This is a genomic window from Methylobacterium cerastii (assembly GCF_022179125.1).
GTDB classification, from domain to species: domain Bacteria; phylum Pseudomonadota; class Alphaproteobacteria; order Rhizobiales; family Beijerinckiaceae; genus Methylobacterium; species Methylobacterium cerastii.
In genome coordinates this window covers 90059-112812 of the sequence record NZ_BPQG01000074.1, presented here as the reverse complement: position 1 = coordinate 112812, position 22754 = coordinate 90059, and the positions used below count along the sequence as shown (strand labels likewise).

General features: G+C 71.3%; 20 protein-coding genes and 1 tRNA gene. 13 read left to right on the top strand and 8 right to left on the bottom strand.

The window, feature by feature from the left end:
- Nucleotides 1–68: 68 nt before the first annotated feature.
- Nucleotides 69–320 carry a molybdopterin converting factor subunit 1 gene (gene moaD / locus MFF13_RS21460; RefSeq protein WP_147828558.1) on the top strand — a complete coding sequence of 84 codons (252 nt, stop codon included), beginning with the start codon at nucleotides 69–71 and terminating at the stop codon, nucleotides 318–320.
- Here moaD and MFF13_RS21455 read toward each other — a convergent pair.
- From MFF13_RS21455 to aroA, 3 genes are read right to left on the bottom strand one after another with little or no spacing between them, the layout of a single operon-like run.
- Complete coding sequence (locus tag MFF13_RS21455) at nucleotides 317–1495, bottom strand: multidrug effflux MFS transporter (RefSeq protein WP_283205831.1); 1179 nt, start codon at nucleotides 1493–1495, stop codon at nucleotides 317–319. The two genes, moaD and MFF13_RS21455, sit on opposite strands and share 4 nt — an antisense overlap.
- 48 nt (nucleotides 1496–1543) lie before the next feature.
- Nucleotides 1544–2191 carry a (d)CMP kinase gene (locus tag MFF13_RS21450; RefSeq protein ID WP_147828559.1) on the bottom strand — a complete coding sequence of 216 codons (648 nt, stop codon included), beginning with the start codon at nucleotides 2189–2191 and terminating at the stop codon, nucleotides 1544–1546.
- Between the two features lie 4 nt (nucleotides 2192–2195).
- A complete protein-coding gene (gene aroA, locus MFF13_RS21445) occupies nucleotides 2196–3545 on the bottom strand; it encodes a 3-phosphoshikimate 1-carboxyvinyltransferase (RefSeq protein ID WP_147828560.1) in 1350 nt (449 codons plus the stop codon).
- 340 nt (nucleotides 3546–3885) lie between these two features.
- On the opposite strand from aroA, the gene MFF13_RS21440 reads away from it, so the two are divergent.
- Together MFF13_RS21440 and MFF13_RS21435 are read left to right on the top strand one after the other, a co-directional pair.
- A tRNA-Ala gene (locus tag MFF13_RS21440) sits at nucleotides 3886–3961 on the top strand.
- A 285-nt stretch (nucleotides 3962–4246) separates the two neighbouring features.
- Complete coding sequence (locus MFF13_RS21435) at nucleotides 4247–4465, top strand: hypothetical protein (protein ID WP_147828561.1); 219 nt, start codon at nucleotides 4247–4249, stop codon at nucleotides 4463–4465.
- A 24-nt stretch (nucleotides 4466–4489) separates the two neighbouring features.
- On the opposite strand, the gene pcaD is transcribed toward MFF13_RS21435, so the two are convergent.
- Both pcaD and MFF13_RS21425 read right to left on the bottom strand, forming a co-directional pair.
- Nucleotides 4490–5263, bottom strand: a complete 774-nt coding sequence (gene pcaD / locus MFF13_RS21430) for a 3-oxoadipate enol-lactonase (RefSeq protein WP_147828562.1) — start codon at nucleotides 5261–5263, stop codon at nucleotides 4490–4492.
- Nucleotides 5264–5265: 2 nt separating this feature from the next.
- Nucleotides 5266–6111 (bottom strand): 3-oxoadipate:acetyl-CoA acetyltransferase, encoded by an 846-nt coding sequence (locus MFF13_RS21425; RefSeq protein ID WP_147753589.1) that lies wholly within the window; start codon nucleotides 6109–6111, stop codon nucleotides 5266–5268.
- Between the two features lie 218 nt (nucleotides 6112–6329).
- Here MFF13_RS21425 and aroQ point away from each other — a divergent pair, with 218 nt between their 5' ends.
- From aroQ to MFF13_RS21410, 3 genes are all read left to right on the top strand, one after another.
- The gene (gene aroQ / locus MFF13_RS21420) at nucleotides 6330–6785 is read left to right on the top strand and encodes a type II 3-dehydroquinate dehydratase (RefSeq protein ID WP_147753590.1); all 456 of its coding nucleotides are present in this window, start codon (nucleotides 6330–6332) and stop codon (nucleotides 6783–6785) included.
- A gap of 122 nt (nucleotides 6786–6907) precedes the next feature.
- Nucleotides 6908–7480: a hypothetical protein gene (locus MFF13_RS21415; protein WP_373322589.1), complete on the top strand. Its 573-nt coding sequence runs from the start codon at nucleotides 6908–6910 to the stop codon at nucleotides 7478–7480.
- Nucleotides 7481–7568: 88 nt separating this feature from the next.
- Complete coding sequence (locus MFF13_RS21410; RefSeq protein ID WP_147828564.1) at nucleotides 7569–7985, top strand: DUF2147 domain-containing protein; 417 nt, start codon at nucleotides 7569–7571, stop codon at nucleotides 7983–7985.
- 176 nt (nucleotides 7986–8161) lie between these two features.
- Here MFF13_RS21410 and alaS read toward each other — a convergent pair whose 3' ends face one another.
- On the bottom strand, nucleotides 8162–10846 hold the full coding sequence (gene alaS / locus MFF13_RS21405; RefSeq protein ID WP_238272896.1) for an alanine--tRNA ligase: 2685 nt from the start codon (nucleotides 10844–10846) through the stop codon (nucleotides 8162–8164).
- Between the two features lie 315 nt (nucleotides 10847–11161).
- On the opposite strand from alaS, the gene MFF13_RS21400 reads away from it, so the two are divergent.
- The 5 genes from MFF13_RS21400 to MFF13_RS21380 all read left to right on the top strand — a co-directional run bounded on the left by MFF13_RS21400 (nucleotide 11162) and on the right by MFF13_RS21380 (nucleotide 15775).
- On the top strand, nucleotides 11162–12346 hold the full coding sequence (locus MFF13_RS21400; RefSeq protein ID WP_147750784.1) for a transglycosylase SLT domain-containing protein: 1185 nt from the start codon (nucleotides 11162–11164) through the stop codon (nucleotides 12344–12346).
- A 181-nt stretch (nucleotides 12347–12527) separates the two neighbouring features.
- On the top strand, nucleotides 12528–13049 hold the full coding sequence (locus MFF13_RS21395) for a response regulator (protein WP_147750790.1): 522 nt from the start codon (nucleotides 12528–12530) through the stop codon (nucleotides 13047–13049).
- Between the two features lie 117 nt (nucleotides 13050–13166).
- Entirely contained in the window at nucleotides 13167–14066 is a 900-nt protein-coding gene (locus MFF13_RS21390; RefSeq protein ID WP_147828566.1) for a transglutaminase family protein, read from the top strand.
- Between the two features lie 68 nt (nucleotides 14067–14134).
- The gene (locus tag MFF13_RS21385; protein WP_147828567.1) at nucleotides 14135–14953 is read left to right on the top strand and encodes a transglutaminase-like domain-containing protein; all 819 of its coding nucleotides are present in this window, start codon (nucleotides 14135–14137) and stop codon (nucleotides 14951–14953) included.
- 150 nt (nucleotides 14954–15103) lie between these two features.
- Nucleotides 15104–15775: a L,D-transpeptidase gene (locus MFF13_RS21380; RefSeq protein WP_147828568.1), complete on the top strand. Its 672-nt coding sequence runs from the start codon at nucleotides 15104–15106 to the stop codon at nucleotides 15773–15775.
- Nucleotides 15776–16406: 631 nt separating this feature from the next.
- On the opposite strand, the gene MFF13_RS21375 is transcribed toward MFF13_RS21380, so the two are convergent.
- Together MFF13_RS21375 and MFF13_RS21370 are read right to left on the bottom strand one after the other, a co-directional pair.
- Nucleotides 16407–16742 (bottom strand): hypothetical protein, encoded by a 336-nt coding sequence (locus MFF13_RS21375; protein ID WP_147764034.1) that lies wholly within the window; start codon nucleotides 16740–16742, stop codon nucleotides 16407–16409.
- A 161-nt stretch (nucleotides 16743–16903) separates the two neighbouring features.
- Nucleotides 16904–17392 (bottom strand): phasin, encoded by a 489-nt coding sequence (locus MFF13_RS21370; RefSeq protein ID WP_147828569.1) that lies wholly within the window; start codon nucleotides 17390–17392, stop codon nucleotides 16904–16906.
- Nucleotides 17393–17620: 228 nt separating this feature from the next.
- Between MFF13_RS21370 and MFF13_RS21365 the strand changes: the two genes are divergently transcribed.
- Together MFF13_RS21365 and acs are read left to right on the top strand one after the other, a co-directional pair.
- On the top strand, nucleotides 17621–20386 hold the full coding sequence (locus MFF13_RS21365; protein WP_147828570.1) for an ATP-binding protein: 2766 nt from the start codon (nucleotides 17621–17623) through the stop codon (nucleotides 20384–20386).
- Between the two features lie 349 nt (nucleotides 20387–20735).
- The gene (acs, locus tag MFF13_RS21360) at nucleotides 20736–22685 is read left to right on the top strand and encodes an acetate--CoA ligase (protein WP_147828571.1); all 1950 of its coding nucleotides are present in this window, start codon (nucleotides 20736–20738) and stop codon (nucleotides 22683–22685) included.
- The last annotated feature ends 69 nt before the right edge of the window (nucleotides 22686–22754 follow it).

The following is a 22754-nucleotide window of genomic DNA, read 5'->3' as shown; positions in this document are numbered from 1 at the left end:
CTCAGGGGGAGAGGGGGTAGCTCGGCGCCCGTCCCGCTGGGGCCGGCGTCGGACCAGGAAACCGAACCATGAAGCTCGTCTATTTCGCCTGGGTCCGCGAGCGCGTCGGGCGCCCCGAGGAGACCGTGACGCCGCCGGCCGAGGTGGCGACGGTGGGGGACCTCATCGGCTGGCTGAAGGGGCGCGGCGAGGAATATGCCTACGCCTTCGAGAAGGACGGCGTGGTCCGCGCCGCGATCGACAAGGTGCACGCCAAGCCCGACGCCGCGATCGCGGGCGCCCGGGAGATCGCGTTCTTCCCGCCGATGACCGGCGGTTAGGGCCGCCGCAGGGCCGCGGCCGCGATCAGCGCCGCGCCGAGCAGCGTCGCCGCCACCGGCGTCGCCGAGGCGTCGTGCCAGGCGGCGACGACCAGGGTGAAGCCGGCGCCGAAGGCCATCTGCAGGAAGCCGTAGAGGCTGGAGGCGGAGCCGGCCGCATGCGGGTCGACGTTCATCAGCCCGGCGACCGCGTTGGGGCCGAGCAGCCCGACGCCGACCGCGTACAGCACGAGCGGCGCGATCAGGCTCGTCACCGAGAGACCGCCCGCCTGGTCGATCGCGAGCAGCGAGGCGGCGCCCGCGAGGCACAGCCAGTTCCCGCTGCGGGCTGCCCGCAGGATCGGGACGCGGCCGGCGAGCCGGCTCGCCAGGGTCGCGCCTGCGACCATGCCGAACACCACGATCAGGCAATCGAGCCCGACCTCCTGCGTCGAGCGCCCGAGGCGATCGACCAGGAGGAACGGCGCCACCGCAAGGAAGGCGTAGAGGCTGGTCCCAGCACACGACCCGGCCACGACGTAGGCGCGGAAGGTCGGGTTCCGCAGCAGCCGAAGATAGCCGGCGGCCATCGCCCCGATTCCCGGCAGTGGCGTCTTGTGGCGGTTGGTCTCGGGCAGCAGTACGAGGATGCCGAGCACCGCGACGAGGGCGGCGAGCGCGACGAACACCGCCCGCCAGCCGAAGGCATCCGAGATCAAGCCGCCCAGGCCCGGGGCCAGGGCCGGCGTCAGCGTCATCGCGAGCGTCAGGATCGCGAGCTTGCGCGTGGCGTCGGGGCTGGTCGAGACGTCGCGCACCATCGCCCGGCCGATCACCAGCGACCCGCAGGCCCCGAGCGATTGCAGGATGCGCGCGACGACGAGGACGCCGATGCTTTGCGCCGGGATCGCAAGGAGCAGCCCGAGCAGGTAGAGCGACAGCCCGCCGAGCAGCACCGGCCGGCGGCCGAACCGGTCGGAGAGCGGTCCGTAAACCAGCTGCCCGCTCGCGAGCCCGACGAGGTAGAGTGTGATAGTCAGCTGCGCCGCCGCCGGCGTCGTCCCGAGGTCGGCTGCCGCCGCCGCAAGCGCCGGCACGAAGACGTGCAGGGCCAGGGTCCCGGTCATCGTCACCGCGACGAGGAGCGGCAGCGGGGCCTTCTTCTCAGGGGGCGGTGGGGGCCGTCGATCGCGCAAAGGTGAGCGTCCCCGGTCGCAGCGTTTCCCGACGCCTGGGTCAGGCCGTTACTGCGAGCGGGCCCGGTCGACCACGGCGCGGGCCGCGGCGAAGGCCTCGTCGGCGTCGAGATGGGTGGTGTCGAGCCGCACCGCGTCGTCGGCCGCCTTGAGCGGGGCCGTGCTCCGCGCCGCGTCCCGGGCGTCGCGCGCCTCGATGTCGGCGAGGATGGCGGCCAGCGTCGTCGTCTCGCCCCGGTGTTCCAGCTCTCGATGGCGGCGGCGGGCACGCTCGGTTGCGTCGGCCGTGATGAACAGTTTGACCCGCGCGTCCGGGCACACCACCGTGCCGATGTCGCGCCCGTCGAGCACCGCGCCGGCGCTGGTGCCGGCGAAGCGCTGCTGCCAGGCCAGAAGCGCCGCGCGCACCGCCGGCACCGCCGAGATGCGCGAGGCCGCCTCCCCCATCGCCCGGTCGCGGAGGCGCGGGTCGGCGAGGCGGTCGGCGATCAGGCTCTCGGCGGCCCGGGCCGCCGCGGCTTCGTCGTCGAGGGAGGCGCCGGCGTCGAGCAGCGTCAGCGCGACGCCGCGATAGAGCAGGCCGGTGTCGAGGTGGGGCAGGCCGTAGTGCCGTGCGAGGCGCTGGGCGAGCGTGCCCTTGCCGGAGGCGGCCGGGCCGTCGATGGCGATGACCATGGCGTTCGGGTTGTCGGGCATCGGGTTACGCCCCGATCCCGGCGCCGAGCGCCTGCATCGTCGGCAGGAAGCTCGGGAAGCTCGTGGCGATCATCGCGCCGTCGTCGACGGTGACCGGCTTGGCGGTGGCCAGCCCCATCACCAGGAATGCCATGGCGATGCGATGGTCGAGATGGGTCGCGACCGTGCCGCCGCCCACCGGCGCGGTGCCGTCGCCGTGGACGATCAGGTCGTCGCCCTGGATCAGGTGGGCGACGCCGTTGGCCTTGAGGCCGGCGGCCACCGCGGCGAGCCTGTCCGATTCCTTTACCCGCAACTCGTGCAGTCCGTGCATCCGCGTTGTGCCCTCGGCGAACGCCGCGGCGACCGCGAGCACCGGGTACTCGTCGATCATCGCCGGCGCCCGCTCGGCCGGCACGTCGACGCCCCTGAGCCGGCTCGCACGGACGCGCAGGTCGGCGACGGTCTCGCCGCCCTCCTCGCGCTCGCGCAGGCGCTCGATGTCGGCGCCCATCTCGATGAGCGTCGTGATCAGCCCGGTGCGCAACGGGTTCATCATCACGCCCTCGATCGTGACCTCCGAGCCCGGCACGATCAGCGCGGCCACCAGCGGGAAGGCAGCCGAGGACGGGTCGGCCGGCACCACCACGTCGGTGCCGCGCAGCGTCGGCTGGCCGGTCAGCGTGATCGCGCGGCCGTGGCCGTCGGGCCCGTGTGGGACCACGGAGACTTCGGCGCCGAACAGGCGCAGCATCCGCTCGGTGTGGTCGCGGGTGGCCGCGGCCTCGATGACGGTGGTGGCTCCAGCGGCGTTGAGGCCGGCGAGCAGCACCGCGGACTTGATCTGCGCCGAGGCCGCCGGCGTCTCGTAGCGGATCGGGATCGCCTCGCGCGGGCCGCGCAACGTCAGCGGCACGCGGCCGCCCTCCGCCTCGGCCAGCACCTGTGTGCCCATGAGCCGGAGCGGATCGAGGATGCGGCGCATCGGCCGGCTGCGCAGGGAGGCGTCGCCGTCGAAGGTCGCGGTGACCGGCTGGCCGCCGACCACGCCCATCATCAGGCGCGAGCCAGTGCCGGCATTGCCGAAATCGAGGGTCTCGGCCGGATCGGACAGGCCGCCGACGCCGACGCCGCGGACGACCCAGCGCCCCTCGCCCAGGCGCTCCATTGAGGCGCCGAGCGCGCGGGCGCTGGCGGCGGTGCGCAGCACGTCGTCGCCCTCCAGCAGGCCCTCCACCCGCGTCTCGCCGATGGAAAGCAGGCCGAGGATCATCGCCCGGTGCGAGATCGACTTGTCGCCGGGCGGGCGAAGCCGCCCACGCAGGGGCGCGCCGGGCGCGGCGGTCAGCGGAGTCGGCTCGGAATCGTGCGACACGGGCGGTCAACTTCGCGAGGGCATCCGGGCCGAGGCCTGGGGATCGCCGGAAGGCGCTGGGGCGCCGAAAGCCGTCGCGACGCCGGGGCGTCGTGCGGGAACATGGGGCGGTCGGTTATCACGCGCGCCGCGATCCGTCATCCGAGGCGCAGCTCGATCCGGTGTCCAGTGAGGCTCAGGCGCGCACCGAATGTCGCCGACGAACGACCCAAGTTCATTTTTCGGCAAAAAGGGGGTTGAGTCCGATCCGACGCCCGCCTATAGAACCGCCCTCGCCGGACGGCATCGCCGGGCCAGCGAGACACCAGCGCGGACCTCCAGAGCCGCGGTGGAAGAGAGTGGGGCCTTAGCTCAGCTGGGAGAGCGCTTCCATGGCATGGAAGAGGTCATCGGTTCGATCCCGTTAGGCTCCACCACTCTCCCTTTCCAACTCAATTTGCTTCGATAGGCACCCCGTAAAGGTGCGCTCGGTGTTTAGCAAAAAACGGGCGCTCGCATCGTGTCTCGCACGCGCGGCGGCTCGTTTCAGGCTGCTCCTACGCGTCAGCTTTCCTGCATCGGATCGCCATCGGCGCGTGCGCGCGGCCGGCGGGTTGCGTTCATCCTGATCGGTCGCGGTGGAATTTTTCCCGCCTCTCCGAGGAACCGAATCGTCTACCACGCCCTTCATCGCTCAATCAGTGGTTGTGTATGAGGCCGTGATGGTTGCGATCGTGATGGCGGCGCTGTTCGGTGCGGGTGCGTCGACGCTGTTGCTGGCGAAATTCGGCTTGCTGACCGCACTCCTGGCGATCCCCATCGGTGGAAGCGCTGCCGGCATGGCGGCCGCATTGGGCTTGGCCGTGGCGCGGGATCGGCACTTTCGGGGCCGGACGTGCGAACCTCGTGTTGCGGTGCGCGCCTTCCCCGTCGCTCGTTGACCCGACGCCTCCGTCGCCCGTGCTTCAGCCGTGCCTGTCCAGGAACTGTGCGAGGTAGGCCCCAGCTGCGTCCGGCCGTTCCACGGCGAGGAGGTGGGCGGCCTGCGGCAGGATCACGAGCTCCGCCTGACGGATGCCCTGGCAGATCTCTTCGGCCATCGCAGGCGGGGTGGCCGGGTCGTCTCGTCCTGCGACGATCAGCGTCGGGGCGGTGATCGCCGGGAGCCTCGGGCGCAGGTCCATCCGGCCGATCGCGCCGCAGCAGACCGCGTATCCGACGGCGTCGCAGGCCGTGAACGCGTGACGAATCGGCTCGACCACGTCCGGATGCCGCTCGGGAAAGCCCGGCGTGAACCAACGGCCGAGCGTCGCCTCGACGATCGCCCCGGTGCCCTCCGCCCGCACCGTCGCGGCGCGGGCGTTCCAGCTCGCCTCGCTCGGCATGTGGGCGGCGGTCGCCATCAGGGTTAGGCTCGCCACGCGGTCGGGCGCGGCGCTCGCCAGCGCCTGCATCGTCATGCCGCCGAGCGACAGGCCGACGGCGTGGATGCGGGCGATGCCGAGCGTGTCGAGCAACGCGAGAAGGTCGCCGGCGAGGTCGTCGATCTCGGCCGGTGCGTCCTGGGTCGCCGAGCCGCCGTGGCCGCGGGTGTCGTAGCGCAGGATGCGGTAGCGGTCGGAGAGGCGCGGCATCAGCGCGTCCCACATGACCAGCGTGGTCCCGAGCGAATTCGAGAACGCCACCACCGGCGCGTCCTCCGGGCCGGAGAGGGTGTGGTGCAGGGAAGCGGGCGCCATGGTCAGGCCGCGAGCCCAAGGACGGCGCGCGCCTCGGCCGGGTTCGCCACTCGGCGGCCGTGACGGCGCACCGCCTCGGCCGCGAGCCCGACGAGCTCGGCGTTGCTCGCGGCGAGCCGATCCTTCGTGATCCGGATGTTGTCCTCGAGGCCGGTGCGGACCGCGTCGGCGCCGCGCGCCAGCGCCCACTCCATCACGATCGCCTGGTTTCGGCCGATGCCGGCGGCGGTCCAGGTCGCCCCGGGCAGGATGCGCCGGCTCTCGGCGAGCAGGATGTCGAGCAGGTGCTCATCGGCCGGCATCGCGTTCTGAACGCCCATCACGAACTGCACGTGCGGACGCGCGTCGATCAGGCCGGCCTCGACGAGGCGCCGGGCGCCGTGGAGGTGCGACAGGTCGAAGATCTCGATCTCGGGCCGCACGCCGTATCGCTTCATTTGCGTGGCGAGATCGGTGACCAGGGTGGCTGCGTTCTCGTAGACGATGGTCGGGAAGTTGACCGATCCGGTCGAGAGCGAGGCCATGTCCGGCCGGTGCTGCAGCGAGAGCCCGCGGCTCGCCGGGTCGCGTCCCCGCCCGCCGGTGGAGAACTGCACCACGAGGCCGGGGCAATGCTTGCGCAGGCCCTCCTGAACGGCGGCGAAGCGATCGGGGTCTGAGGACGGCGTCTCGTCGTCGTTGCGCACGTGAATGTGCGCCAGCGTCGCCCCCGCCTCGTAGGCCTGATGCGTCGACTCGACCTGCTCGGCCACGGTCACCGGAAGCGCCGGGTTGTCCGCCTTGCGCGGCACCGAGCCGGTGATCGCCACGGCGATGACGACGGGCGCGCTGGTCTCGATCTGGCTCATGGTCCCTCCGTGGGTCGGCCGCGTCTCCGCGCGCTGCCGACGGATGTAGACCGCCGCGCCCGCGCGCAAAGCCCGGGACGGAGACAGCGCCGCCGCTCTGTCCGCACCGGCGCGGCCCGCTTGATGCGGCGGTCGCACCGGTTCATGGGTTGATGGTCCGCGCCGCGGTCCGCGAGTCGAGCGCGAGCGACCGCGAGCCGCGTGCGATGGAGGATGTCATGAGCCGTCTCGTCACCGTGCTGAACGGTCCGAACCTGAACCTCCTCGGCCGGCGCCAGCCGGAGATCTACGGCCATGAGACCCTGGCCGACATCGAGGCCGCCTGCCGGGCGCTCGCCGACGAGCTCGGGCTCGGGCTGCAGTTCCACCAATCGAACCACGAGGGCGAGCTGATCGATTGGATCCACGCGGCGCGGGACGAGGCCGCCGGCATCGTCATCAACCCGGCCGCCTTCACTCACACCTCGGTGGCGTTGCTCGACGCGCTCAACGCCTTCGACGGGCCGGTGATCGAGGTGCACATCTCGAACGTCCACAAGCGCGAAACCTTCCGGCACCATTCCTACGTCTCGCTGCGCGCCGACGGCGTCATCGCCGGGCTCGGCACCGAGGGTTACGGGCTGGCGCTCCGCCGCGTCGCGACGCTGATCGGCCTGGCCGAGGCGGCGCGCTGATGCGTGACGGCGCGGTGGACCGCGACAGGAGCGTGCACGCGGCGCATGGACGGTTCGGCCGCCGATGCCTATGGCGTTGCGCGAGCCCGCGTCCGCCGGTCCGGGTGCTCCTCCTGCTTGCGATGGCGATGTTCGGTTCGATGCGTCCCGTCTCGGCCGAACCGGTCCCGCCCGCCGAGGCGACGGCTGGGCTGGTCGCGGCCCTCCAGGCCCGCATCCTGTCCGGCCACAGCGCTACCGCGGTGCTCGAGGCGTGGTGCGCCGAGCGCGGCCTGTCGGCCGACCCGCACCTCGTCGCCCGCCGGATCTCGGGCCCCGACAAGCCCCTCGACGCGGCCCAGCGCCAGCGGCTCGGGCTCGCGCCGGACGAGCCCGTCCGCTACCGGCGGGTCCGGCTCGCCTGCGGCGTCCACGTTCTGTCGGAGGCCGACAACTGGTACGTGCCGGGCCGGCTCACGCCCGCGATGAACGCGGCTCTCGACGAGACCGACGCGCCGTTCGGCCGGGTGGTGCGCCCGCTGGAGCCGACCCGGCGCAACGTCGCGCTGCGGCCGCTGCGCGACCCCGACGCCCCTCCCCCGGGGCCGGACGACCCGCTGTTCGAGATCGACGCAGTGCTTGCGACCGGGGCCGGCCTGCCGTTCTGCGAGGTCGCCGAGACCTATCTCGGGGCCGTGCTCGGGCGCGGGCTCTAGCGGACGCTTCCGCGGCTTGCGGGAGCGCGGTGCGCGCGGCTATTGCCGGGGCGATCGCCTGGACGGGCGGCACCCTCGGAGACCCCGCATGAGACCGGCAACAGTGTTCGCTCCCGCCCTCGTCGCCCTCTGCCTCGCCGGCGGCGGCGCGCAGGCGCAGAAGGCCGCCGACCCGGCCGGGATCTGGCTGACCGAGACCGGCGATTCCAAGGTTCGGCTGTCGCGGTGCGGCGCCGGGTATTGCGGCACCATCGTCAGCACCACGGGCAAGGGCCTCGACGCCAACAACCCGGACCCGGCCCTACGCGCCCGCAGCGTCGTCGGCGTGCAGATCGTCAACGCCACGAACGCATCGGGCGACGGCTATTCCGGCACCCTCTACAATCCGAAGGACGGGAAGACCTATTCCGGCTCGCTCAAGATGACCGGCCCGAACGCGATCGAAGTTTCGGGCTGCGTGATGAGCGTGTTCTGCAAGCGCCAGACCTGGAAGCGGGTGGGCTGAAGGTTTCCGCGGTTTATCGTCTGGCGATTCAGGCTGCGTACCCTCCCCCGCACCCAAGTCGGGCTTGCCCGACTCGGGCACACAGAGTGCGGACCTCGGGCAAGCCCGAGATCCGTCGGGGGGAGGCAGCGCGCGCACGACCGGACCGATTGGCCGACAACAGGTTCGATGGACGCTTAGCCGGCGGCGGCGGCAACCGCCGCGGTGATGGCGTCGAGGGCGGCCTGTGCGCCGCCGCCCTCGGGGCCGCCGGCCTGGGCCATGTCGCGCCGGCCGCCGCCGCCCTTGCCGCCGAGATGGCCGGCGCCGGCCCGCACCAGGGCGACGGCGTCGTAGCGCTCGGTGAGGTCGGCGGTGACGCCGACCACGAGACCGGCCTTGCCGTCGGCGCCGACGCCGACGATGACGACGATGCCGGAGCCGAGCTTCTGCTTGCCGGCATCGGCCAGGCTCTTGAGGTCGCGCATCTCGACGCCCTCGATGGCGCGCGCCATCAGCTTGACGCCGGCCACCTCCGTGGCCTCGTCGCCGCCTCCGGCGCTGCCGCCCATCGCCAGCTTCTTGCGCAGGTCCGAGACCTCGCGCTCCAGCCGGCGGCGATCCTCCAGCAGCCCTGTGAGCCGGTCGGACACCTCCGCCACCGGCGCCTTGAGCTGGGAGGCGAGCGCCCCGAGGGTGCGGCTCTCCTCGCTGCGGTGTCGGCGGGCGGCGTCGGCCGTCATCGCCTCGATGCGGCGGATGCCGGCGCCGACCGCGCTCTCGGCGAGGATCGTGATGGTGCCGATGTCGCCGGTGCGGGCGGCGTGCGTGCCGCCGCAGAGCTCGATCGAGAAGCTCTGTAGGCGCCCGCCCTCGACCTCCCGCCCGGCCTCGTCCACCGGCCGGCCCATGGAGACGACGCGGACCTCGTCGCCGTACTTCTCGCCAAACAGCGCGCGGGCGCCGGATTCGATCGCCTCGTCCACCGCCATCAGCTTGGTCACCACCGGCGCGTTCTGCAGCAGCACCGCGTTGGCGATATCCTCGACGCGGGCGAGTTCGGCTGCCTCGATCGGCTTCGGGTGGGAGATGTCGAAGCGTAGGCGCTCGGACGAGACGAGCGAGCCCTTCTGCGCGACGTGGTCGCCGAGCACCTGGCGCAAGGCTTCGTGCAGGAGGTGGGTGGCGGAGTGGTTGGCGCGGATCGCGGCCCGGCGGGCGTGGTCGACCTTCAGCTCGACGGCCTGGCCGACGCTTAGCGTGCCTTCGTCCACGCTGACGTGGTGGACGAAGAGATCGCCGAGCTTCTTCTCGGTCTTGGTGACCCGCGCCTTCAGCCCCGGCGCCGCGAGCGTGCCGGTGTCGCCGACCTGGCCGCCCGATTCGGCGTAGAACGGCGTCTGGTTGGCCACGAGCAGCCCGCTCTCGCCGGCCTGCAGGGCCTCGACCTCGGCGCCGTCGCGCAGCAGCGCCGTCACGACGCCCTCGGCGGCCTCCGCCTCGTAGCCCAGGAACTCGGTGGCGCCGGTTCGGTCGCGCACGGAGAACCACACGGTCTCGGTGGCGGCCTCGCCCGAGCCCGACCACGCCGCGCGCGCCGCCTGCTTCTGGCGCTGCATCGCGACGGCGAAGGCGTCGGTGTCGACGCCGATGCCGCGGGCCTTCAGTGCGTCCTGCGTCAGGTCGAGGGGGAAGCCGTAGGTATCGTAGAGGGTGAAGGCGGTCTCGCCGGCGAGGTTCTGGCCGGCGGCGAGGTCGCGGGTCTCGGCGTCGAGGATCGCGAGGCCGCGCTCCAGGGTGCGGCGGAAGCGGGTCTCCTCGAGGCGCAGGGTCTCGGAGATCAGGCTCTCGGCCCGCACCAGCTCGGGGTAGGCCTGCCCCATCTCGCGCACCAGCGTCGGCACCAGGCGGAACATCACGGGCTCGCGCGAGCCGAGCAGCTCGAGGTGGCGCATGGCGCGGCGCAGGATGCGGCGCAGCACGTAGCCGCGGCCCTCGTTGCCCGGCAGCACGCCGTCCCCGATCAGGAAGCTGCCGGCGCGCAGGTGGTCGGCGATGACGCGGTAGGAGGCGACGTTGGAGGCCTCCGGCGGCCGGCCGACCGCGTGCGACACGGCGTCGATCAGCGCGCGGAAGAGGTCGGTCTCGTAGTTCGAGGTCACGCCCTGTAGGATCGCGGCCATGCGCTCGAGGCCCATGCCGGTGTCGATCGACGGACGCGGCAGGACCAGCCGGTTGCCCGGCTCGACCTGCTCGTACTGCATGAACACGAGGTTCCAGAACTCGAGGAAGCGGTCGCCGTCTTCGTCGGGCGAGCCGGGTGGGCCGCCGGCGAGCCCCGGACCCTGGTCGATGAAGATCTCCGAGCACGGCCCGCAGGGACCGGTGTCGCCCATCTGCCAGAAGTTGTCCGAGGTGCCGATGCGGATGATCCGGTCGTCGGAGAACCCGGCGATCTTGCGCCACAGCGTCGCCGCCTCGTCGTCGTCGGCGTAGACGGTGACCAGGAGCCGGTCCGGCTTCAGGCCGAACTCCTTGGTGATCAGGTTCCAGGCCAGCTCGATCGCTCGCGGCTTGAAGTAGTCGCCGAACGAGAAGTTGCCGAGCATCTCGAAGAAGGTGTGGTGACGCGCGGTGTAGCCGACGTTGTCGAGGTCGTTGTGCTTGCCGCCGGCGCGGACGCATTTCTGCGCCGTCGTCGCCTGGCTGTAGGGGCGCTTCTCGACGCCGGTGAAGACGTTCTTGAACTGCACCATCCCGGCGTTGGTGAACATCAGGGTCGGGTCGTTCTTCGGCACGAGCGAGGACGAGGGCACGATCGTGTGCCCCGCACCCGCGAAGTAGTCGAGGAAGGCCGACCGGATCTCGTTGACGCCGCTCATCGGATAACTCTGTGCTGGGCCGGGCTTTTTCGCGCGGCGACGCCCGGCCGTCCCGGGCCGTTCGTCGCGGATGCGCCCTCATACGGAGGGACGGGCTCCAAGTCACGGGTTCCGATCACAAGTCACAGTTTCCGATCATGGGTTCGCAACTTGGGTCCGCGCGAAGGGCTCGCGAGAGGGTAGCGGATGCCTGGGCGCGCAAAACCGGCGGCGCCACCGGAATAACCCAACCGCGGCCGTGTTGTCGCCACATCTGTCAAGCCAGATCAGGGGGTGGCGCCGCCGTCGGCGCGAAATTGGGATTTTGAGTCGCACATGCTGGGCCGCACCGTCGGAACGTCTCGCAAGGCCATCACGTCCAGCACCGCCGGCGTCTCCAAGGTGGCGCCCGCGGGCCGTTTCGGCGCAGGCGCCGCCGACTGCATCACCCTCTCCGCCCCGGTCGGCCGCGGCCACGGCAGCCGTCCGGCGCTCGCCCGCTCCGTCCTCTCGATGTCGCTGTTCGCCGGCGCGCTGAGCGCCCTGCTGATCGGCTCGGGCGTCGAGCTCGGCAAGATCGGCCTCGAGAACGCGGTGTCGTCGGCCCAGGCCGCCACCGAGATCCCGATGCCCCGCCCGCGCATCCAGGTGAGCGCGCTGCCGCCCGTCGTCGCCGAGGCGCCGGTGGTGCTGCGCGCCTCCTCGGCCTTCGCCGCGGTCCACGACCTGGACACCGAGCTCGGCTCCAACGCGGTCGACCGCGTCTCCTACGACTTCCTGCTCTCGGAGAGCGCCGGCGGCGACCCGAACGACGTGCTTGAGTTCGGGCCGATGAAGATCCGCCGCCACATCGTTCAGACGATCGTGCGCGCCGCCCAGGCCGTGCAGACCGATCCGGTGCTGCTGATGGCGGTGGCCGACAAGGAATCGAGCTTCATCACCGCCGTGCAGGCGAAGACCTCTTCGGCCACCGGTCTGTACCAGTTCATCGAGCGGACCTGGCTCGGCTGCGTGCGCGACTTCGGCGCCAAGTACGGGATGGAGAAGGAGGCGTCGGTGATCGTCCCCGACGCCAACGACCGGCCGACGGTGGCGGATGCCGCCGAGCGCACCCGGATTCTCGAATTGCGCCGCGACCCCTACCTCTCGGCGCTGCTCGCCGGCGAGATGCTGAAGCGCGACGCCGCGCGGATCTCCCTGCGGATCGGGCGCGAGCTGTCGCTCGGCGAGGTCTACCTCGCCCACTTCCTCGGGCCGGACGACGCCGAATCGTTCCTTGCCAAGGTCGTCGACAAGCCCGGTGCCGCCGCCGCCCAGCTGCTTCCCGGGCCGGCGCGTGCCAACCGCTCGATCTTCTTCGCCTCCGAGCGCAGCCGTCGCCGCAAGGCCGCGAGCTTGTCGGTCGCCCAGGTCCACGAGAAGTTCGAGGCGATGATGAGCGCCCGCGGCGCGCGCTACCGCGACGTCCGCGCCGTGTCGGGCGTGATGGCCTACGCCGACGCCGACGCGACGGCCCGCTGATTTTTCGCGGTCCGCCCGGATCGAACGACCGCCTGAATCGTGGAGCCGGCGCAACTGACGGCGCGTTCCCGACTTCTTGCTTCAAGAGCCTCCGCATCCGCGGGGCGCGACGCGAAGACTTCGGGGGAAGTTCTTGACCAATCCGCTGCGCCACCGGCCCATCGACACCTTGAGCCCCGACATCCCCCTCGACCGGATCGGGGAGACCCTGGCCTCGTTCTACGACAGCCTGGTCGCCGAGGGCGTGCCGGAGCATCTGGCCGCCCTGGTACGCAAGGTCCGGCAGTCCGAGGCCGGCGAGCCTGCCGCGGCACCGGTCGCACAGCTGCAGCGCATCGCGCTGGTGGTCGAGGACAACCGGGAAGTGCGCGTCCTCGCCGAGGCCCTGCTCGAGGAGACCGAGCTCGCGGTGGTCGGCTGCGACAGCGCCGAGGCGGCGCTCGCGGTTCTGCAGGCGCGCGGCGGCGACGTCGCCCTGGTCTTCGCCGACGTGCGCCTCGCCGGTGAGATGGACGGGCTCCAGCTGGCGCATGCGGTCGCGACGCTGTGGCCGCGGGCGCGGCTGGTCGTCACCTCCGGGCATTGCGTCGGCCGCCCCGAGATTCCGGTGGAGGCTGTCTTCATTCAGAAGCCCTGGCGCGCCTTCGACGTGCTGGTGGAAGCCGAGCGTGCCGTGGGCGGGTCGGCGCCGCCGATCCGCTGACGCCAAACGTTTCCTCGACGGAAGTGTTTCCTCCGTGATGCCGAGTCGGGACGGGCGCCGAGGCGTGATACTTGCAGCGTGGCCGTCGCACCGGCGCATCCGCGGAGTGTTACGTCCTTGCCGATCCTGTCCGTCCGGCACGTCACCGTGTACCGCTACCGCCGCCCGGTCTCGTTCGGTGAGCACCGGATCATGTTCCGCCCGCGGGACAGCTACGACCAGCGCCTGATCGAGGCCACCCTGGACATCGACCCGCTGCCGGCGAGTGTGCGGTGGATGTTCGACGTGTTCGGCAACTGCGTCGCGATCGCGAGCTTCGACACGCGTAGCGACACGCTCCGGTTCACTTGCGGCATCACCCTCGACCACACCCCAGAGCACGCGCCCGTATTCCCGCTGGCGCCGCACGCGACCCACTATCCCTTCGGCTACGGCGTCGAGGATATGCCGGACCTGTCGCGCTCGATCGAGCGACAATGGCCCGACACCCACCACATGGTCGATGCCTGGGCACGCAGCTTCATCCCGGCCGACGGCCGCATCCCGACGCAGGACCTGCTCGCCGACATGACCCGCGGCATCCGCTGCAACTTTACCTACCTCGCCCGCAGCGAGAAGGGCGTGCAGGACCCGGTGACGACGCTCCGCCTCAAGCGCGGCTCGTGCCGCGACTTCGCGGTACTGATGATGGAGGGCGTGCGCTCCCTCGGCATGGCGGCCCGCTTCGTCTCCGGCTACCTCTACAATCCGCGCAACGACCGCGACCGCCACGTCGGCGGCGGCTCGACCCATGCCTGGGTCGGCGTCTACCTGCCCGGCGCCGGCTGGATCGAGTTCGATCCGACCAACGGCATCGTCGGCAACCGCGACCTGATCCGCGTCGCCATCGCCCGCGACCCGCGGCAGGCGGTGCCGCTGCACGGCTCGTATTTCGGTCTGACGAGCGACGACCTCGGCATGCGCGTCGACGTCGCCGTGACGGAGACATCAGCACCGGACCTCGTCCCGGCGCATTAGGCATCTCGGCGCGCCAGAGCGGACACGCCCGGCGCGCGCTTCGGTGAGAAAGGTTGGCAGGTGGCGCGATGAAGATCAGGACCGGTTTCGATATCGCCTTCGACTCAGCGCAGCCGACCCCGATGATCCTGATGCTCAGCATCCACCCGTCACGCCTGCCGGACCTGGTGACGCCGCAGGCGATCAGTTTCGATCCGCCGATCCCCTGCCATCAATACGAGGATGCCTTAGGCAACCTCTGCCATCGCATCGTCACGCCGACCGGCCCGCTGACGATCTCGGCCGACTTCACGGTGCGGGATTCCGGCCTGCCGGACGCATATGCGCCGGATGCGCGGCAGTTCGCGGTGCAGAACCTGCCGGACGAGGTCCTCGTCTACCTCCTCGGCTCGCGCTACTGCGACACCGACAAGCTCTCGCAGACCGCTTGGTCGCTGTTCGGCGCGACGCCGGAGGGCTGGGCCCGGGTCCAGGCGATCGTCGACTACACCCACGAGCGCATCCGCTTCGACTACATGCGCGCCGACGCCACCCGCAGCGCCCATGACGGCTTCATGCAGCGCGAGGGCGTGTGCCGCGACTTCGCGCACCTGGCCGTCACCTTCTGCCGCTGCATGAACATCCCGGCGCGCTACTGCACCGGCTATCTCGGCGATATCGGCGTGCCGAAGGACCCGGCGCCGATGGACTTCTCCGCCTGGTTCGAGGTCTACCTCGACGGGCCGCAGGGCGGATGCTGGTACACGTTCGACGCCCGCCACAACGCACCGCGCATCGGCCGCATCGTCATGGCCCGAGGGCGCGACGCCACCGACGTCGCGATCACCACCAACTTCGGCTACGTGCACCTAGCCCGCTTCGACGTGCACACCGACGAGATGGCATGAGCGCGCCCCGCCGGGCGGGTCACATCTTCGCCGGCCACGTCTTGTCCGCTTACGTATTCCCGCGCCGCTGAAATCTTCGCCCGGCCGTGGAACCCTCTGCCTATGCTCACGCTTGTAATGGCAAAGGTTACTGCACAGGTAGGCCACATCATGAAGACCTCAGCCACCGCTCTCGCCGCCCTCCTCGGACTTTCGATTGTTGCCAGCGTGCCGGCCATGGCCGCCTCGACCTACGATCCCTTCGGCACCGATGCCGGATACGAGGAAGACCAGTCTTACGGTTACCAGGGCACGCAGAACCGCGACTATTACGGTCAGCAGCCCGCCTACTCCCCCGGCTACGGCCAGGGTGTCCAGGCCGCGCCGCAGGCGCAGGTCCAGCCGATCCCCCGCGAGATCGTGGCGTTCAACGGCAACTACGCCCCAGGCACCGTCGTCGTCTCCACCGCCGAGCGTCGCCTGTACTTCGTGATGCCAAACGGCGAGGCGATCCGCTACGGGGTCGGCGTCGGCCGTCCCGGCTTTACTTGGTCGGGCACCAAGACCGTGACCGCCAAGAAGGAGTGGCCGTCGTGGACGCCCCCTGCCGCGATGATCGCCCGTCGCCCCGACCTGCCGCGCTACATGGCCGGCGGCATCGAGAACCCGCTCGGCGCGCGCGCCATGTACATCGGCAACACCGAGTACCGCATTCACGGCTCCAACGAGCCGGACACGATCGGTCAAGCCGTGTCCTCGGGCTGCATCCGGATGACCAACGACGATGTCACCGACCTCTACGAGCGCGTGAAGGTCGGCGCCAAGGTCGTCGTCCTGAACTGATCTCGCGCGACGCAACTTCGCGATCCGATTGGGGCCGCGCCATCCGGAAGGGTGGCGCGGCCCTCGTCATTCCGCTGCGTAGGCGTCGTCGACCGCGTAGAGGCGGCACGGCTTGCCGCCGGCCGACGATTCGCAGCGATGCAGCTCCGCCTCGATCGCCGCCGCCTTCGTGCCCTGCGCGGTCTGCCACGCGTAGGCGCTACCGGCGCTGACGGCGAAGGCCTTGTGCGAGGCCGCCGCGCGATAGGTGTCGAAATCCCTACGTTCGCCGGCGCCGACCTGCGGCGGCGGTCGGATGGCCGCGCGCCTGGAGGAAGGCCTCGACGATCGGCTCCCAGATCGGTCCGCCCCCTTGCGTGAACAGGCCGTGCCCGTCCGAGCCCGTCGGCGGCCCAACGCGGCGAGCCGTGGCTGATCAGCGCCAAGAGATGCCGGCCCAGGGTGCCGGGCGTCATCACCAGGGCATCGAGCCCCTCCGGCCCGGCGACGTCCATCGGAGCCCGAATCGCTTCCGTGCCGAGCCCCTGCGCCGACGCGGCGGCGACACCGAGCCCCGACGCGAGGCCGACGCCCGCGAGCCATCGCGCGCTCAGCGAATCGCCCGTCGCGGGCCTGCGGCCGGATCGTCCGTTCAGGGCACCACGCGGCCGACCGCGGTCTGCGGCTGGCTGAAGGAGGCGATCGGCATGTCGCAGAAGCAGCGCGCCCCGAGCGGGCGCGGACCCGGCAGCGGGCAGGAATAGGGCTGCGGCCCGGAGAGGCCCTGCTGGACCGCATCGCAGTTCAGGCCGACCGGGCGGGCCGGGCCCGGGCGCTCGCCGCGCCGCGGGTAGACGGGACGTTCGTCGTAGGCCGGGCGCTCCTCGTAATACCCGCGCCGCGGCGCATCGTAGTACTGCGCGTCGGCGGCCTGCACGGCGCAGGTCGCGAGGAGGGCGGCGAGGCCGAGGCGTGTGATCTGTCGCATGGCATCCCTGTCGGCGGAGGGTCTGATGCCCGGTCCGGGCGCGACGCAGGCATGCCCGCGCAATCGGGGCGAAAACGAGACGGCCCGCCCCCGATGGATCGGGAACGGGCCGGGAGCGGGCGCGGGTGGCCCGCCCTCGAGGGGCGAGCCTGGCGGCGGGCTTAGTGGGTCGCCTTGTTGGCGGCGTCCTGCGAGTCGTGCGCGGCCTGCTTGGCGGCGTCGGCGCCCTGCTCCATCGCCTTGCGGGCGTTGTCGGCACCTTCCTGCATCGCGGACTTGGCGCGCTCGGCACCCTGCTGCATCGCGTTCTGGGCGAGGCCGCCGAAATCCTTGGCCTGCGCCTGGATCGCGGCGAACTGGCTGCGCACGAACTCGGCCTGGTGCTGCATCGCCTCCTGCACGTCCTTCGAACGGACGAGCTTCTGCGCGAGGTCGAAGGCGGCGTTGACGTTCTGCTCGGCATACTCGAAGCCGCGGGAGGACACGTCCTTGACGCTAGTGCGGGTCACCTCTGTGGAGCCGGTGACGGTCTCCGCGGTGCGGCGTGCGGCGCCGATGAAGCTGTCGAAGGCCTTGCGGGCCTGGTCGACGCTCTTCTCGGCGAAGTCGCGCATCTCGGTCGGGACTTCGTAGGTCGGGGGATTGCTCATCGCTCGTCTCCTCTCACGTTGCCTGTGGACGCATCATTGTGCGCTGCACAATAACACATGTATCATCGTACGCCACCCGCCGGAGCAGCATTAACGTTGATGCGAGGTAAACGTGTGACGGACGCGCGAAAGGTCCAGCGTCCGGAGCCGCTCCGCCTACAATAAGCCTTGGGCAATCATATTTTCCGTCACGAAACGGGCTGGGGCGCGGCCGATGGGGACTGTTCGGTGAACGTTGGCGACAGCACGCGCGCGGGCCTCCAGGCCGCACTGGAGGCCTGGGCGGGCGATCCCGTCCTGGCCGCGCCGCTAGCTGATTCGGCGCGCGCCTTCCTCGTCCTCGACGGGATGGCGACCACGATCCTGCACGCCTCGCCGGCCGCCGTGCCGTTCCGCGACGCGGTGGCGGATGAGGTGGGCCGCTTGAGCCCCGGCCTCGCCGGCCAGATCCGCGCCGTCAGCGGCATTGCCCGGCCGCGGCTCGTGCGCTTGCGCCTCGATCCCCGTCGGATCGCGCCGCCGACCGCGTGCCTGATCGCGGGCGGCACCGTCGAGGCCGCGCCCGCCCTGCTCCTCGTCGCCCTCGGCCCCCTCCCCGCGATTCGCCCACGCGCCGTCCGGGCCGATCCGGCGCCGGATCGCCAAGCGGCGTCCGCCGAGCCGACCGGACACGCCGCACCGGATGCGCCCGGCGATTCCGACCGAGCCGTCGCGCCGGCGGCGGGCGACCGCTTCGTCTGGCGGAGCGACGCCGGCGACCGCATCGCGACGATCTCGGGACCATCCTTCGAAGCGCTCGCGCCGCGCCTCGTCGGGCGCAGCTGGGCCAACCTCGCCGAGGCCGGCCAGCTGCGCGACGCCGACGCGTTCCTCGCTGCGGTCGAAACCCGGCACACCTTCCGCGCCCTGCCGGCGGTTCTGGATGCCGGCACAGTCGGCACGCTCGCCCTCGACCTGTCCGGCGCCTGCCTCGGCCGCAGCGGCGACGCGTTCTCGGGTCTGGGCGGGTACGGCGTCGTGCGCGCCGTGACCGCGCCGGCCGTGGCGACCGTACCGCCGGCCGCCCCGGTAGAAACGCATCCCGATCCGGTTGAAACCGCAAGCGTCGAGGTGCCGGACTTCGATCTTCCGTCCGACGCGAATACCGACCGCCCGAATGCCGCCGGTGAGCCGGATCGTGTGCTCCCCGACATCCGCAACGCCGCATGGCCTCCGGTCGCGGTCGCGACCGAACACCTCGACGACCATGCGGCTGGCGATCCCTGGTCCGGCGCGCGTGGCCCCGGTCGGGGGCACGAGGCCGTCGGCGTGGCACCGAACGCTCTCCTCTCCCGTGTGGTGCCGGAACCCGTCGCGCCGAGCCTTCCCATCGACCGCCCGGTGGCGGCGCAGGAGGGTACCGATGCCGCCCTGTCGGTGACCGAGCACGCGGCCTTCCGCGAAATCGCGCGCGCCCTCGGCGCCCGCTACGCAGGAGACGACGAGGTTCGCGAGGCGATCGACGCGGATGCGCGTGGCGCGGGCGCGGCGGTGATGCCCTTCCCTGTGCCGAGGCCGGCCGAGACGCCGCCGCCGGCACCACGGGACACGTTGCCGCCGCCGCTAGACGACGTTCCGGCCGCGCTCCTGATCCATCGCGGCGACGCGGTGCTGGCCGCCAACCGCCGCCTGCTCGACCTGACGGGCCATGCCGACCTGGCGAGCCTGCAGGCGGCCGGGCTCCGTCGCCTGTTCCGCGGGCTGCCTCCGGCACCGTCCGGCGGCGATCCGGCGGCGTCGGACGGCCCCCGCATCATCGAGACGGCGCAGGGCGGCAGCCGGCCGGTCGCGGTGGAACGCGGGCCGATGGCCTGGGACGGCGCGCCGGCGACCTGCCTCATCCTGCGCGTGGTCGCCGAGGCCGATCCGGCCCGCGAGCGGGCGGCCGAGCGCTTGGCCGAGTCGTTTCGCGAGCGTCACGCCGCCGACGCCCGCGCGACCCTCAACGCCCTCGACGACGGCGTCGTCACCCTCGATGCGGCCGGCCGCATCGTCGCGATGAACCGCGCCGCCGCCGCCCTGTTCGCCTGCGAGCCGCGCGAGGTGGTCGGCACCGCCTTCGATTCCCTGTTCGATGCCGCGCAGCGGGACGTGGTCCGCGCCGCCCTCGCCGGCCTCGGCACCGAAATCAGCATCGCCGCCAGCGGCCGGCCCGTGACGCTGCGTGTGTCGGTCCGAGAGGGCGCCCGCGTCGCGGTACTGCGCGCGCCGTCCGAGGTCGCGGCGCGGAGCACTTCGGATGTCGATCCCCAAGCCTTCGATCCCCAAGCCTTCGATCGCCCCGCCTTCCTTGGGCGCCTCGACCGCGAGATCCGCACGCCGGTCGAGGGCATCGTCGGCCTCGCCGACGGCATCCTCGCGGAACCGCACGGGGTGCTCGACGAGCGTTACCGCGTGCCGCTGCGCGCGATCCGGGCGGCGGGCGACCACGTGCGCGGACTGGTCTCCGACCTGATCGAGATCGCCACCATCGAGTCCGGCGGCCTCGCCCTCTCAGTCCGGCCGCTGCCCCTGAACGAGCTCGTCTCGGGCTGCGTCGAACTCCTGCAGCCCGAGGCGGCGCGCGGGCGCATCGTCCTGCGCACCAGCTTCTCGCCAGACCTGGCGCCACTGGAGGCGGACGAGCCGTCGCTGCGGCAGGCGGCGCTCGCCGTGATCGGCGAGGCGATCCGGGCGACCGCGGCCGGCGGCCAGGTAATCGTCTCGACGACGCCGGGAGAGCGCGGCGGGGTCGCGCTCAAGGTGCGCGGCACCGGCCCGGGCGCGCGCGCGTCCGAGATCGAGGCCGGGCGTGCCCCGCGCGAGGGCGGCGAGGCGCATGGTACCGGGCTCGGCTTGCCGCTCACCAAGGCGTTGATCGAGGCCAACCACGGCCGCGTGCGCGTCTCCAACCGTAGCGGTGAGGGGATGCTGGTGGAGATTATTCTCCCAGGATCTAAAATGCGGGCTATGTGACGGGCGTGCCAAAACAATCCCCGATCTTTGTCAGAAGACTGGCTAGAAACGTAGCAGTGCCGTTAGACTCCGCACGCTCAGCCGTGCAGATCATCCATCAGGCACGAAATCGGAACGTCGGGCCGCCTCGATCATCTGAACACGGGTGGAACGAGGCGTCGTCGCGGGCGACGGACCGGCTTGACAGTCCTCTGCGGGCGCCCCTAGCAGGAATTGGGTTGCCCCTGACCTTTTAAGGTTCGAGGCTGTGGCAGGCGTTGGCGTCATGCCGAAGCCGACGATAATCTTTGGAAGACCCGGCTGCGCGGGCCACCGCGATACGATCGGGCACCAATCAGGGAGACGCGGGATGGACGAGAAGATCGTCGAGGTGCGGGATTCGTGGCGCGAGGGCGCCCATGCCGACGACGCCAAGTATCTCGAGATGTACGCGGCCTCCGTCTCGGACCCGGATGCCTTCTGGGCCGAGCATGGCAAGCGCATCGATTGGGTGACGCCGTTCTCGAAGGTCAAGGACACCAGCTTCGAGCCGGGCAAGGTCTCGATCAAGTGGTTCGAGGACGGCAGGACCAACGTCGCCTACAACTGCGTCGACCGGCACCTCGAGACCCGCGGAGACCAGACCGCGATCATCTGGGAAGGCGACGACCCGAACGAGTCCAAGCACATCACCTACCGCGAGCTGCACGCGCAGGTCTGCCGGATGGCCAACGTGCTGCGCAACCGCGGCGTCGAGAAGGGTGATCGCGTCACGATCTACATGCCGATGATTCCCGAGGCCGCCTACGCGATGCTGGCCTGCGCCCGCCTCGGTGCCGTGCATTCGATCGTCTTCGGCGGCTTCTCGCCGGATTCGCTGGCCTCGCGCATCGAGGGCTGCGACTCGAAGATCGTCATCACCGCCGACGAGGGCCTGCGCGGCGGCCGCAAGGTGCCGCTAAAGGCCAACGTCGACGCGGCGATCGCTCGCCTCGGCAAGGACGTGGTCGATCACGTCGTGGTCGTGCGCCGCACCGGCGGCAGCGTGGCGATGGAGCCCGGCCGCGACGTCTACTACCACGAGGCCGCCGAGCAGGTGACCGACCAGTGCCCGGCCGAGGCGGTGGAGGCCGAGCACCCGCTCTTCATCCTCTACACCTCGGGCTCGACCGGACAGCCCAAGGGCGTGGTGCACACCACCGGCGGCTACCTGGTCTACGCGGCGATGACGCACGAGTACGTCTTCGACTACCGCGAGGGCGAGGTCTACTGGTGCACCGCCGACGTCGGCTGGGTCACCGGCCACAGCTACATCGTCTACGGGCCGCTCGCCAACGGTGCGACGACGCTGATGTTCGAGGGCATCCCGACCTATCCGTCGAACTCCCGCTTCTGGGACGTGGTCGACAAGCACAAGGTCAACATCTTCTACACCGCGCCCACCGCGATCCGCTCGCTGATGGGCGGCGGCGAGGGGCCGGTGAAGAAGACCTCGCGCGCCAGCCTGCGCGTGCTCGGGTCGGTCGGCGAGCCGATCAACCCCGAGGCCTGGGACTGGTACTACAGGGTGGTCGGCGACTCGCGTTGCGCCGTCGTCGACACCTGGTGGCAGACCGAGACCGGCGGCATCCTGATCACGCCGCTGCCCGGGGCGACCAGGCTGAAGCCCGGTTCGGCGACGCGCCCCTTCTTCGGCGTGCAGCCGGCGATGGTGGATGCCGAGGGCAAGGTCCTCGACGGCCCGTGCGAGGGCAACCTCTGCATCACCGATTCTTGGCCCGGCCAGATGCGCACCGTCTACGGCGACCACGAGCGCTTCGAGCAGACCTACTTCTCAACCTATCCGGGCAAGTACTTCACCGGCGACGGCGCCCGCCGCGACGCGGACGGCTACTACTGGATCACCGGCCGGGTCGACGACGTGATCAACGTCTCGGGCCACCGCATGGGCACGGCGGAGGTCGAGTCCTCGCTGGTCGCCCACGCCAAGGTCGCCGAGGCGGCGGTCGTCGGCTACCCGCACAACCTCAAGGGCCAGGGCATCTACGCCTACGTCACCCTTAACGAGGGCGAGGAGGGCGACGACGCGCTGCGCAAGGAGCTGGTGACCTGGGTCCGCAAGGACATAGGCCCGATCGCCTCGCCGGACCTCATCCAGTTCGCACCGGGCCTGCCCAAGACCCGCTCGGGCAAGATCATGCGCCGCATCCTGCGCAAGATCGCCGAGGACGACTTCTCCTCGCTCGGCGACACCTCGACGCTCGCGGAGCCCGCGGTGGTCGACGACCTGATCGAGAATCGACAGAACCGCGCCCCCTGAGGCCGGTCTTCGACGCTGGGCGGGCCCCGACCCGCTCGCCGAGGCGGACGTCCCACGGGTGTCCGCCTC